Source organism: Actinobaculum massiliense, assembly GCF_001457435.1.
GTDB classification, from domain to species: domain Bacteria; phylum Actinomycetota; class Actinomycetes; order Actinomycetales; family Actinomycetaceae; genus Actinobaculum; species Actinobaculum massiliense.
Window position 1 is genome coordinate 1,117,560 of record NZ_LN881717.1, and the last position, 12,702, is coordinate 1,130,261.

The window sequence follows — 12,702 nt, forward strand, 5'->3', positions numbered from 1 at the left end:
TTCACCAGTTCCATTTCGATAATTCCGCGAAAATTACTCGAACTCCACAAGAGTTTCGGACTCCGCGACGCGCCCGAGCTTGTAGGCCGTTTCCCCGCTTTCCGAAAGGCTGGCGAGGACGGCGGGCACGTTTTCAGGCGCCACGATCGCCGTCATACCCACCCCCATATTGAAGGTGTTGAACATATCGTGCGTGGAGATGTTTCCGACCTTTTGGATGAGCGAAAAAATTGGGAGCACGCGCAGGGCGGCGCGATTAACGACGACGCCGTGGCCAGCGGGGAGCGAGCGGGGGATATTTTCGTAGAAACCACCGCCGGTAATATGCGCCAGGGACTTCACTAGTTTGCGCTCCAGTAGCTTGCCTACCGAGCGGACATAGATTTTTGTGGGAGTGAGTAGCGTTTCCCCGAGAGTCTGACCGCCGAGTTCGGCATAGCTTTGCCTGAGGACCGAAAGGTCGGAGATTTGGAAGATCTTGCGGACCAGGGAAAAGCCGTTGGAATGTACGCCGGAGCTGCCGATGGCAATAACGGCGTCGCCCGCGTTAACGGTGTTCTTGTCGAGCACATTGGGGCGATCGACTAGACCATTGCAAAAACCCGCTAGGTCGTATTCGTCTTCCGGATAGAAACCGGGCATTTCGGCGGTTTCTCCGCCTACTAGCGGAATTGCGGCCTGCTGGCAGCCGGCAGTGATGCCCTTGACGATTTCTTCGATGCGCGCCGGGTAGTTTTTTCCGCAGGCGATATAGTCGAGGAAATTTATGGGCATTGCTCCCACGCAAAGCACGTCATTGACGCACATTGCCACGCAGTCGATGCCGACCGTGTCGTGCTTATCCAGCAAGAAAGCAATTTTGAGTTTTGTGCCGACGCCGTCGGTAGAAGAAATAATGCAAGGCTGGCTCATGGCGCGCACGTCGAGGGGGAGCATTCCCCCAAAACCGGCACTATCAAAAGCCATGTTCTGTGGCATCGTGGCCTGGATGTGCTTTTGGATGCGTGCAACTGCCTCGTAGCCCGCCTCGATATCTACGCCCGCCTCTTTATATGTACGGGACTGAGAATCACGCATTCTGCTTTCCAATCTTTGTAGTTGTGGCCCGCGCGGCTTCGGCGCGCAGTTCGGTTTCGCTACGTAGTGCTGTTTCGCCGCGCGATGTGGTTTCGCTGCGTGGAGCTGTTTCTCCGCGATGTGCGGGACTCGGGATGAGCAAGGTGGTGCCGCGCGCACGGGCTCTGGCGCGCGCAGCGCTCTTCATGCGCGAATCGTCGCTAGTGCGCGATGTGTTGCTAGTGCGCGATGCAGATTCGGCACTTTTGGCGGCGTCGGAACCTTCTATATATTCTGCTCCCGCCGCGGCTTCCTGGCGCGCGGCCTTCCGGGCGCGCAATGCGCGGCCGAAAGCGGCCTTATCGCCAGTCCAGCAGTAGGTGCAAAGCTTCTTTCTATCGATACCAATTGCCTTGACGATTCCGTCGAGAGATTGAAACTCCAGCGAAGTGAAACCGAATCTTTCAGCGAGGCTGTGGCGAAGATTCTTGCCCCGCTCCGTATCCTTGTCCGCGTATTCGTCGATGTGCTTGAACCCGGGCTCGCCCTCAAATTCCATAATGATTCGGCGAGTAATCAGTTCTAGCTCGGAATTCGAAGCGGAGAAATTGAGGAATGGGCACGAGTACATCATGGGCGGGCAGGCTGACCGCATGTGTACTTCCTTAGCACCATTGGCTTTGAGGAACTCTACGGTTTGGCGTAGCTGCGTGCCGCGTACGATCGAATCGTCGACAAAAAGAATATTTTTGCCGTCGATGAGTTCTTTGACCGGTACCTGTTTCATCCGCGCGATCCGATTGCGGGAGCCCTGAAGATGAGGCATAAACGAGCGGGACCAGGTGGGGGTGTACTTGATGTAACAACGGGCGAACTTCACGCCACTTTGAAATGCGTATCCCATGGCGTGTGGTACCCCGGAATCCGGCATGCCGCTGATGTAATCGAGCTTCGAGAACAGCTCGGGATCATTTTCTTCTTCCGCCATAATCTCGCCGTTGCGATTACGCATAATCTCGACGTTCACGCCTTCGTAAGTCGAGGTGGGATAGCCGTAGTAGTTCCACATGAACGAGCAGATTTGCATTTCTGTGCTCGGGGCGGCTAATTGCTCCATGCCCTCAGGGGTGATCTCGGAGATTTCATTGGGACCTAGCTCGCAAACATACTCGTAGCCGAGTTTTTCGAAAGCGAAAGATTCTAAGGCGAGCGCGTAACCGTCTTCATCCTGACCAATGATGATGGGAAGTCGCCCGAGTCTGTCACGGCCGGCGATGAGGCGACCGTCGTCGAGCATGAGGACGAGGCTACAGCTCCCTTCCACGCGCTCTTGGGCGTAGCGAATGCCGGCGGTGAATGTGTCTTGCGTGTTAATTAATGCCGAAACTAATTCGGTGGGATTAATTCGGCTGGCGCTCTGGGTGTTGAAATGAATGCCGTGAGTTTCGAGAAGTTCGTCGCGGAGTTCGGAAAGGTTATTTATAACGCCGACGAAGGATATGGCGTATGTGCCCAAATGTGAGGAGATGATGAGCGGCGAGGGGGCGTCGTCGGCGATGCAGCCGATGCCGGAGGTGCCGTGAAACTCGGTGAGAAAATCGGAAAAGCGAGAGCGGAAAGAGTTTTTTTGAATGCTGTGGATTTCGCGGTTGTATCCCAGTTTTTTATCCCAAAGAGCCAGGCCGGCGCGGTAGTTTCCTAGATGGCTGTGGTAATCGGTACCGAAGAATACGTCTTCTTCGATCTGTCGGCGAGACGTGATTGCGAAAAAACCGCCCAATGCTAACCCTTCCGGTTTCGAAGTTCTCGGCAGGCCCACGCGGGCTCTCTGCGCACGCCCGGGTGAGCCTGCCGAGAGTTTCTTAGCTACGACTAGAAGAAGAGCTTGTTCAGCTCGAGGGGCTCGACGTACTTGCCGTCGCGGTAGACGCGCATATTTCCGGCGGAAATTTCGTCGATAAGGATCACTTCGCCGTCGGCGTCGTAACCGAACTCGAACTTGATGTCGTACAGATCGAGGTCACGCTTACGCATTTCTTCCGCGACGACGGCGGTGATTTCTTGCGTCGCCACCTTGGTCGCCTCGTACTGTTCGGGGCTCATAACGCCCAAATCAACGAGGGCATCCTTGGTCACGAGCGGATCGCCCTTTTCGTCGTTCTTGAAGGTCATCTCCACGTAGGCGGGAAGATCCTGGCCGAGCTCACAGTATTCGCTGTAGCGACGGTAGAACGAGCCGACGGCCTTGTAACGGCAGATAACCTCGAGGCCCTTGCCGAACACGGTGCAGGGAAGAACTTCCATCGTGTTGTTCTCAGGATCGGAAGAAACCCAGTGGGTCTTGATGCCCTTTTCCTTGAGAATTTCGAAGAAATAGGTGGTCATCTTGAGGTTGATCGCGCCGATTCCATTGATAGAAAGGCCAACCTGGTTCTCGCCCGGATCGAACTTTCCGTCCTTGCCGGTGACGTCATCCTTGAACTTGAGGGCGTAGTTGCCGTTCTCCAGCGCGAAAACGTCCTTGGTCTTTCCTTTGTAAACGAGCTTGTTTTCCATCTTTAATCCTTCGTGGTTGTGCTACTTGTTTGCTGTTTGCGAGGGCGGTTCTCTGGGCTATTTTTCGGAGGAATACTGCGCGGAGATTTGGGCGTTCTTTGCCAGAATTGCCTGAGTACTCTCCTCGCGCTGCGCCGCTAATTTTTGGGCGAGTTCGTCATCCGAGACTGCGAGGATCTCGCAAGCGAGAATGGCGGCGTTCTTAGCGCCGTCGATCCCAACGGTGGCAACGGGAATTCCCGGAGGCATCATTACGGTGGCGAGCAGGGCATCCATTCCGTCGAGAGCCTTTGATTTGCAAGGGATGCCGATGACGGGAAGCGTGGTATTAGCGGCGAGCACACCGGCCAGGTGAGCGGCCATGCCAGCCGCCCCGATAATTACGCCATATCCGTCGTTTTTCGCGTTACGTGCGAAAGCGATAGCCGCATCGGGAGTGCGGTGCGCGGAGTACACGTTGACCGTGAAGTCAGCACCTATTTCCCGAAGATAATTGATTGCTTTTTCTAGAGTGGGCAGATCTGAATCCGACCCCATTACGATGCCGATTTTTTTCACGGATCCTCAGCTTTTCCAAATAGAGAGGGCGGGTGGCGTCACTGCGATGGCACCCGGACGAATACTCGATTGCTACTTTGGTTTTTTGCTGCCAGTTCGGTTTAAACCCCCAGTCGCCAGAGTTTGATTTACGGGCTTAATCTAGCAACGGGGTTTCCTGCTGTCCACGCAAAACGGCCCAAGGTCCATATAGCGATACAAAAATTCGCTGAAAAGTCCATTATGTGGAAAAACGGGATAAAGGCGGGAATTTAGAAAGGTGATATTTTTAGGGTTTTACCAAGGGTTTTAGTGATTCTTGAAACCGTTTTGATTGTTAGCACACAGTTGTCTCTCTCCCGCCTTCCCCGCGGCGATGATTCCGCGTTTTTGCACTGGCTTCCCGTGTGTCCGCCTCGTCGGCCGCACGCTAAGTGCCCGCTTGCCCGCCTTCTCCGAGGCGACAATTCCGTGCTTTGTGAAAGCTCGTCCCTGAAAGTGGTGGAAGGTTATTTTGGCCGGATAGTCTGAGGTGTGGTGAAATCAAGGCAACAACCAATTGAACCCCGGCACGTAGTTGTTCGGCGGGTTCGGCATAGCGACATTCCTGTGTGGCAAGAGTTGTCCATCGCAACCTTCAGCGAAACCTTCGGACATTTGTACGCAGAATCTGATCTCGAAAACTTCTTGCGCGAGACGTATTCCCGTGAGGCCTTGGAAGCAATCATCAACGACGATTCCTGCGCGGTGTGGTTAGCTTTTTCGCCCCGGGCAGACGCTGCGGCGGCGACGGCATCGGTGGCAAAAAACGCGGAACCATCGCCAGGGGTTACCTATACCGGTGGCGAGGTTAAAAGCGCGGAACCATCGCGCGGCGGGGAAGGTGAGGCGATCGCCTATGTGGTGGCAGCGCCCTGCGCTTTACCGCATCCGGAAGCGAGCGCCGACGACGGCGAGGTGCGGCGTCTTTATGTGCGGCAGGGATATCAGGATTGGGGTCTGGGCTCGCGCTTGATAACGCTGGCCCTAGAGTGGCTTTTGGCGAAGAATCCGCGGCAGTTGTGGCTCGGTGTGTGGTCAGAAAATTACGGGGCACAGAGATTTTACGAGCGATTCGGCTTCTCCTATGCGGGCGAATATGGCTTTAAGGTGGGCGAGCATCGTGACCGTGAGTTTATGTATCGGCGCAAAATTAGGTGAGATTACTCCGGTAAAATCCGCGCGCGCAAATATCGCGGAATCTTCTCTCGGGAATCGTGGTGAAGCTACTTAGTGAGCTTTTTCCAATCGGCTAGTTCAAGGCGCGCGCCAAAGGCGGGCCCGTTTGGCTCGATTATTTGCGCCCGAGCGCTGGGTAGCAGATACGGGTCGAAGCCTATCGAGTCGATGAATTCGCCAACGATTTTTTGCGCAGCGGGATCATCGCTCACAACTCCGAGGGCGCGGCGCCCGGGCTCTCCTGCTTGCCGCGCCTCTGCCGTGAGTTCCGTATAAGCCGCGTGGTTGAGGGTTTTCACAACGCGCAGGTTTGGGTACGTAGTCGCAATTGGCGAGAAACCCTGCGGGTTCGCCTTGCTTTCCATTGGTTCCGAAGAATCCGCGGAATTATCGAGGGCGGGGGAGGTATAGGTCGTTTCCCATGCGTTCGTCGCATCGACGATGATTCCGCGAGTTTTATCGAGGTCTAAATCTGCAAGGGCCGACTGTGGAACGGCGAGAATGATGATGTCCGCGATCTGTTTCATTTCCTCAAGCGGCAACGTGCTTGAGTCCGGAAGCATGACGGAAATGGTGAGTTCACGAATTGAATCCTCGGGTCGGGAGAGCAAGAAAAGTTCGTGGCCCGCGTTCGCCACTAATCGCCCGATTGCGGTGCCAAGTTTCCCCACTCCGATGATTCCGACTTTTTTAGTCACGGCTAGACGCTAACACCTCTAGATTAGTAGTACAATATTCAACTAAAATTAGGTAGGGTTTTGGCGATACGAGCTTCGGCGTCGTTACAAAAAGACGGAAACTTTGAAAAGTGCTGGGATGCGGAAACGCGGAACTATCGGGTCTGTCGGAGATCCGGCACGGAGGGAAAACGATATGGAAAAGTACCACTTCGGAATTGATACTTTCGGCGACGTTACCGCCGACTCAAATGGCGCACCCCTCCATCAGGCCCAAGTTATTCGCAATGTTGTGGAAGAAGCGGTGCTCGCCGATTCTCTCGGCATTGATAGTTGGAACTTGGGCGAGCACCATCGCGATGATTACGCGATTTCTGCGCCGGATGTTGTGCTGGCTGCGATCTCTCAACGCACGGAAAACATCAAGCTTTCAACGGCGGTGACAGTTTTGAGTTCCGATGACCCGGTGCGTGTAGCCGAACGGTTCGCTACTCTCGACGCGCTTTCCCGCGGCCGAGCCGAAATCATCGTTGGGCGCGGGTCGTTTACTGAATCCTTCCCACTTTATGGCTATGACCTCGCCGATTATGAGGCGCTTTTCAATGAAAAGCTCGCCATGCTCGTGGAAATTCTGCGATCGAATGGTGAAGCGGTGAGTTGGAAGGGTGGGCAACACACTCAGTCCCTGAATAAGACGTCGATCTATCCGCCCTTCGAAGGTGACGTGATGAAGATGTGGGTGGCGGTGGGCGGCAGCCCTGAATCGGTGGTGCGCGCCGCGCATTATCGGCTCCCGCTGATGCTTGCGATTATCGGTGGCCCGACCAAGAGATTCGCGCCATTTGCCGAGCTTTATCGCAAGGCGTGGCGCCAGTTCGAAAACGCGGAAACACCGGAAATCGGGTATCACTCCTACGGGTACGTCGCGGAAAGCGATGAGCAGGCCATCGACGAGTTCAAGGGCTATTACATTGAGGTGAATTCGCGACTTGGCCGCGAGCGGGGCTGGCGACCCCCGTCTGATGAGGCCTTCGCTTACGAGGTAAAACACGGGGCGATGGCTGTTGGCTCTCCGGAAACGGTTGCGCGGAAAATTGCGCAGGGCATTCGTGATCTTGGCGCGAACCGATATGACTTGAAGATCTCGTATGGTCGGCAAGCCCACGAACTCAACCTCAAGTCGATTCGGCTGTACGGCGAAAAAGTGATTCCGCTCGTGCGGGAAATGTTGGCGGAGTAATCGCCAGCAACGAGGGAGACGTCGTTGGAGCCGATATTTTGGGCTGGGTTGGCGACGCACATCGGTAATGAATAAGGGCGACCTTTTGGCTTCCTGACGCTAGTTAGTGGAGCCTTGCCTGCCTGGAGATCTTGCCCGAGGCCGTGCAGAGTTGGGGTATGGGGACAGGTGTCGATAACCAACTGCGTTGTGCAGGGTGCGGAATCCTTGGGTACCTTCAAAGGTCGACGACGGCGCACGTGCGCGCCCACGTGCACACACGCGGGCATCTCCTTCGCGATAATTCCGCGAGAGTTGCAGGCGATAATTCCGCGAAAACTGAGGCGTTAGACCACGAGGGAGTAAATCGCCTGCGGGCCGGTGTGCTTGGCGCAAATGACGGAATTGTTTCGACCGCTGCCGTTGTCCTGGGAGTGGCTGGAGCATCTTCATCCTCTGGAGCTATTGCCATTGCTGGATTTGCCGCATTGATTGGCGGCGCGATTTCGATGGCTCTTGGCGAGTATGTCTCCGTTGCAAGTCAGCGAGATTCAGAGCGTGCAGCGCTCAGGCGTGAGGGAAAAACTGTCCAAAATAGGGAGCTTGTTTCACCGCTGGGAGCTGCCTTGGCGTCGTTCTTTTCGTTCATTGTTGGCGCTCTCGTTCCTCTTTTGGCGGTCATAGTTCCTCCAGTTGAATTGCGTATTCCCATCGCCTTTGCCGCCACTCTGATCGCGCTCGCGACCACTGGATATGTTTCCGCGCGTATTGGAGGTTCGCGTCCTTTTCGACCAACTTTCCGGGTAACTCTCGGAGGATTCCTGGGTCTGGGCGCGACTTTTCTTATCGGATATCTCTTTGGTGTGATCGTTGCTTAGCAGTTGGGCTGGACGAAATTATCGGGACTTGAGCTAAAGCGCGGAACTATCGCGCGCAAAATGCGCGGAATCATCGTTCGCACAAATCTCGGAATGATCGAACACGTAGAAAGCGCGGAATTATCGCATGAGTAGAAAGCTCGGAATTATCGTGTGGGGGTAAAAAGCGGGTGGGAGCGCTTTTGCGCTCCCACCCGCTGGTGGTATTTAGTTCGTTACCGAGGATATGAGCCGGCGATGCCGTGCTCGGCGTTAGTTGTTCTCGGTGGCGTCCTCGACCACGTCCTTGGCTTTATCGGCCAGTTCCTGAGCCTTGTCAGCACCATCCTCGGCCGCATGCTGAGCAGTGGATGCTGCCCGCTTTCCAGACTCCTTCGCCGAATCGGCGAGGTCTTCGGCCTTATCCTTGGCTGAATCAGCCAGGTCCTCAGCCTTTTCCTTCGCCTGCTCAGCTACGTCGCCAGCCTTCTCAGCCGCATCTTCAGCGCCATCGGCAACCTTGGCAACGGCGTCGTCGTCGGCAGACTCCTCGGAAGGATTATCGACATCCGCCCAGTAGGACTCGGCCCAAGGATCTTCGGTGGGCTGGCTGCGCTTCCACAGGAAGTAGACCGCAACGCCGAGCCCGCCTACCAGAGCGAGAGTGCCGAAGACCTTGCCGCCGCGAGAACGCTTCTTCTGCGGCTCCGGCGTCTGCAACTCACGCGATGCGCTGCGGCCAACCTTCTTAGCCGTCTCAGCAACATTGCCGTCGTAGTCGCGCGCGGCATCGGCCGCGGCCTGCCAAGCGCGATGGGCGCGGGGCAGGTAATCGTTCTTCACCTTCTCCGCCAAGCCAGATCCGGCATCCTTTGCGTCGTCGATATAAGGCTGAGCCTTGCTCTTCGCATCCTCGATGTACGGCCGGGCCTTGTCGGCCGCTTCCTCCAGATACGGACGCGCCTTATCCGCGATTTCCTGGGCGCGCGGGGCCGCCCAGTCATAACCCTGCTTGGCGTAATCCTGCAACTTCTCGTTGGCGGCCTTCGCGTACTCCTGCACATCAGAAGCAGCGTGCTTGGCCTGGCGCTCGAAGCGCTTCGAATAGAACTTGCCCTTCAGCTTCGCCTTCTTCGCGCGCTTGTCAGCCTCTGAACGCAGAGAATCGATTTGATCGAGAATGCGATCGACCTCTTCCTGCGCCTTCTTTTCGGCGTGCGTCTTACCAAAACTCATGGAACGACCTCCTATTGTTTACGCGGAGGTTCTCCCCGCGGAATTTTCACTTGCCTATTCTTCCACCATTTGGCGGCTGAATGTCACTCAAGTCACGCTACCCGAGGATCTTTCACAAATGGCCGATTTCAGGAGGTTGTTCGGCGTTCCGCGCAACTCTGTGCGAGGATATAGCCCATGAACGCTATTTTTCATACGAGTGAAGGTGACATCGCGGTAGAGCTCTACCCCGAGCAAGCCCCCGAAACCGTCGCCAACTTTACGGAGCTGGCAACCGGAAAGCGCGAGTGGACCGATCCCGCAACGGGTAAGAAGAATTCGGAGCCGCTGTACGACGGCACCATTTTCCACCGCGTCATCTCCGGTTTCATGATTCAAGGTGGCGATCCGCTGGGCAACGGTACCGGTGGACCGGGATACACGTTCGACGACGAAATTGCTCCCGACCTGAATTTCCAGCAGCCGTACGTCCTGGCAATGGCAAATGCTGGCACGCGTTTCGGCAAGGGCACGAATGGCTCGCAGTTCTTCATCACCGTGGCGCCGACGCCTTGGCTCCAGGGCAAGCACACCATTTTTGGCCGGGTTAGCGACGAAGCGTCGCAGGCGGTTGTGGACAAGATTGCCCAGACCCCGACCGGAGGAAATGACCGACCCCTCGAGGACGTTCTGATCGAATCGATCGAGATTTCGGAGTAGATCAGGATCTCCGAATAGAGGGTAGGCAAGTGCTACTCGGGGATCAATTCTTCGATCCCCACGCGGGCGCGACCACAGCTGTGGCAGCGCCCGCGTTCGCATTTGCTCGGAATCTTCGGCCCGGGCTGAATTCGCCGTCGTGCGGTAACGTCGGAGAAGGATAGACGCGGCGCCGAAACCCGGTGCTTCGTCCAAATAACTTGTGCCGTGGGACGGCGCCGGGTAGCTCGCCGAGTTTTTCAGCGATCCACCCAGCAGGCTCCAGTTTCACAGCACCTCGCCAGGGAATATATAACCGCAACCAGGGAATATATAGACGTGGAAGAGCAATCAGTAACCGAGCGGAGGGCCTACAGACCGTGGGCAACGGTCGCTCTTATCGCCATCAATATCGGTGTCTACCTGGTGGAAATGGTGTGGTCGGGCCTCAGCCAGGCGCTACTTTTCGCCCCCGGAATCGCCGAAGACCAGCCATACCGCTTCATTTCATCAGCTTTTGCGCACTCGGGCTTCTGGCACCTCATCTTCAATATGTACGCGCTCTGGCTGATGGGAATGTTCCTCGAACGCGCGATCGGACGCTGGCGCTTCGTCATGCTTTACGCGCTCGCGGCAATCGGCGGCAATGTCTTTGTGCTCCTCACCGCCTCCGAGGACACCATGGGTTGGTGGACCGGCGTCGTCGGCGCTTCCGGAGCCGTTTTCGGCCTGTTCGGCGCGCTTTTCGTGGTTCAGCGTCACCTCGGGCGCAACGACGTGCAGCTCCTGGTCATCATTGGAATTAACCTGGTTATCGGCTTTATGCCAGGCATGAACATTTCCTGGCAGTCGCACGTGGGCGGACTCATCGTGGGCGCGATCCTCATGGCCGCCACCCTGCGTCCTCTCAAAAAAGGCCGCAACGCCAGCGCCGTCCGTGACGTTTTGGTCTACTTGGGCGGGCTCGCCCTCCTCGTGGCGCTGATCGTCTACTCTTACGCCTAGTTTCCTAGCCTTCGGGTTTTTCCGACGACGCCGTAGCGCGCAACGCCGCGGCGGGCGCAGGCCGCCGGTAGAAGGCTCGGCCTTATCGATGGTTCCGCGACTTTTGCTGCGGGAACCCGCGCCTGGTAGGAAGCGCGGATTTATCGATAGTTCCGCGGGTTATCTCTCAAGGAACTGGTTCCCGGTAGAAAGCTCGGAATTATCGATTTCGGTGCGAGGGGTGCTGGGTTGAGGAGAAATACATAGATGTAATTACACGCATGTAATTATCCACAGACTTGTGCACCGTTGTGGAACCTCGACCGAATTACATCGATGTAGTTTTCCACAAATGTGTGCACAGTTGGGGATTCAAGGCCTGGGGATGGGTGGTGCAAAAGGCCAAAAAGGCGTGGCATCTCGGAATGAGATGCCACGCCTTGTGGATTGCATGTCGCCGGTCAGGACTCCGCTAGAAGACCTTGGAGCGGAATCGGACCAGAGCTAGTCACCCAAGCCAGTTCCAACGTTTCGCGCTGCCTGGATCCAGGGGTGGTCGATCGGTACCAGCTTGTCCTGGCCCGCTACCTCCTCGAGGGGAACCGGGGTTGCCGCACCGTTTTGCGAAGCGATCATGACGCCAAATTCGCCCGCGGCTACGGCCTCTGCACCAGCTCCACCGAGCAATGTCCCCAGGAGTCGATCTTCGGCGTCGGGAATTCCACCGCGCTGGACGTAACCGAGAATGGTGACGCGTGCTTCTAGGCCGGTGGCGGCTTCGAGCTGCTCGGCCACCCGGAACGTCGAATCGCGCTCATTGGCTTCAATTGCTCGGCGGTGGGCCTTGGCGGCCTGCTTTGCGGCTGGGCTTTGCGCGTGGGAGACGAGGTCGTTCGCGGCGGCGAGCTGCTCGGCAACCTCGGTATCGTGCGCTCCTTCGGCTACCGCCACAACCGAGAACGGCCGCCCGTGAGCGGCGCGGCGCTTGATGTAGTCGGCGCACCTTTCGATCGAATAGGGAATCTCCGGAATGAGGATAATATCCGCGCCTCCGGCAATTCCCGCTCCGAGCGTGAGCCAACCGGCGCGATGTCCCATGAGCTCAACAACGATAATGCGGTGATGGGAGTGCGCGGTCGAATGCAGGCGGTCAATTGCCTCGGTTGCGATTCCCATCGCGGTGGAAAAGCCGAAGCTAGTATCCGTGTGCATGATGTCGTTATCGATCGTCTTGGGTAAATGAATGACGGGCAGTCCGGCGTCGACCAAACGCTTTGCATTCTTCGCGGTTCCGCCCCCGCCGATAAAGACGAGCGCATCGAGGTCGTCCTTTTCGAAGTTCTCCTTGATCTGCGGGATGGCGTTATAGGTGCCGCCTTCGCCGTCGGGGAACTTGTGGACCTTATCGCGCGAGGTGCCGAGCATCGTTCCGCCCATTGTCAGAATTCCAGCGAGTTCTTCGTTTCCGAGCTCTTGGAAGCGGTTTTCCACCAGGCCGGTGATGCCGTTGCGGAATCCGATCAGTTCCATGCCGTGCAAGCTGATGGCGGTTTTGCCGAAGCCGCGAATCGCTGCATTGAGTCCGGGGGAATCGCCGCCAGCCGTCAAAATCCCAACACGCTTCTTCTTCGACATACTTTCTCCTCAGTTTTCGGGATACGTGTGCCGATCGGCCTTCAGATGC

Annotated in this window: 12 protein-coding genes; 5 read left to right on the forward strand and 7 right to left on the reverse strand. The window is 56.6% G+C overall.

The window, feature by feature from the left end:
- Nucleotides 1-33: 33 nt before the first annotated feature.
- The 4 genes from purM to purE form a co-directional block, all read right to left on the reverse strand.
- Nucleotides 34-1,077 (reverse strand): phosphoribosylformylglycinamidine cyclo-ligase, encoded by a 1,044-nt coding sequence (gene purM, locus BN2664_RS06695; protein WP_007000963.1) that lies wholly within the window; start codon nt 1,075-1,077, stop codon nt 34-36.
- The gene (locus BN2664_RS06700; RefSeq protein ID WP_081586543.1) at nt 1,070-2,836 is read right to left on the reverse strand and encodes an amidophosphoribosyltransferase; all 1,767 of its coding nucleotides are present in this window, start codon (nt 2,834-2,836) and stop codon (nt 1,070-1,072) included. The genes purM and BN2664_RS06700 overlap by 8 nt, the downstream gene beginning before the upstream one ends.
- A gap of 92 nt (nt 2,837-2,928) precedes the next feature.
- Nucleotides 2,929-3,612, reverse strand: coding sequence for a phosphoribosylaminoimidazolesuccinocarboxamide synthase (locus BN2664_RS06705; protein ID WP_007000961.1), 684 nt, complete (start codon nt 3,610-3,612; stop codon nt 2,929-2,931).
- Between the two features lie 57 nt (nt 3,613-3,669).
- Nucleotides 3,670-4,170, reverse strand: coding sequence for a 5-(carboxyamino)imidazole ribonucleotide mutase (purE, locus tag BN2664_RS06710; protein WP_007000960.1), 501 nt, complete (start codon nt 4,168-4,170; stop codon nt 3,670-3,672).
- A 588-nt stretch (nt 4,171-4,758) separates the two neighbouring features.
- On the opposite strand from purE, the gene BN2664_RS06715 reads away from it, so the two are divergent.
- Nucleotides 4,759-5,349 (forward strand): GNAT family N-acetyltransferase, encoded by a 591-nt coding sequence (locus BN2664_RS06715; protein WP_007000959.1) that lies wholly within the window; start codon nt 4,759-4,761, stop codon nt 5,347-5,349.
- Between the two features lie 65 nt (nt 5,350-5,414).
- On the opposite strand, the gene BN2664_RS06720 is transcribed toward BN2664_RS06715, so the two are convergent.
- The gene (locus tag BN2664_RS06720) at nt 5,415-6,065 is read right to left on the reverse strand and encodes an NADPH-dependent F420 reductase (RefSeq protein ID WP_051014103.1); all 651 of its coding nucleotides are present in this window, start codon (nt 6,063-6,065) and stop codon (nt 5,415-5,417) included.
- A 175-nt stretch (nt 6,066-6,240) separates the two neighbouring features.
- Between BN2664_RS06720 and BN2664_RS06725 the strand changes: the two genes are divergently transcribed.
- Nucleotides 6,241-7,284, forward strand: coding sequence for an LLM class flavin-dependent oxidoreductase (locus tag BN2664_RS06725; protein ID WP_007000957.1), 1,044 nt, complete (start codon nt 6,241-6,243; stop codon nt 7,282-7,284).
- Between the two features lie 362 nt (nt 7,285-7,646).
- The gene (locus tag BN2664_RS06730) at nt 7,647-8,141 is read left to right on the forward strand and encodes a VIT1/CCC1 transporter family protein (RefSeq protein ID WP_197408647.1); all 495 of its coding nucleotides are present in this window, start codon (nt 7,647-7,649) and stop codon (nt 8,139-8,141) included.
- A 252-nt stretch (nt 8,142-8,393) separates the two neighbouring features.
- Here the strand turns inward: BN2664_RS06730 and BN2664_RS06735 are convergent, their stop codons facing one another.
- Nucleotides 8,394-9,356, reverse strand: a complete 963-nt coding sequence (locus tag BN2664_RS06735) for a hypothetical protein (RefSeq protein ID WP_007000955.1) — start codon at nt 9,354-9,356, stop codon at nt 8,394-8,396.
- A 177-nt stretch (nt 9,357-9,533) separates the two neighbouring features.
- Between BN2664_RS06735 and BN2664_RS06740 the strand changes: the two genes are divergently transcribed.
- Both BN2664_RS06740 and BN2664_RS06745 read left to right on the forward strand, forming a co-directional pair.
- Nucleotides 9,534-10,055 (forward strand): peptidylprolyl isomerase, encoded by a 522-nt coding sequence (locus tag BN2664_RS06740; protein WP_007000954.1) that lies wholly within the window; start codon nt 9,534-9,536, stop codon nt 10,053-10,055.
- Nucleotides 10,056-10,373: 318 nt separating this feature from the next.
- On the forward strand, nt 10,374-11,039 hold the full coding sequence (locus tag BN2664_RS06745; RefSeq protein WP_007000953.1) for a rhomboid family intramembrane serine protease: 666 nt from the start codon (nt 10,374-10,376) through the stop codon (nt 11,037-11,039).
- A gap of 483 nt (nt 11,040-11,522) precedes the next feature.
- Here BN2664_RS06745 and BN2664_RS06750 read toward each other — a convergent pair whose 3' ends face one another.
- Nucleotides 11,523-12,653, reverse strand: coding sequence for a 6-phosphofructokinase (locus BN2664_RS06750; protein ID WP_007000952.1), 1,131 nt, complete (start codon nt 12,651-12,653; stop codon nt 11,523-11,525).
- Nucleotides 12,654-12,702: the final 49 nt, after the last annotated feature.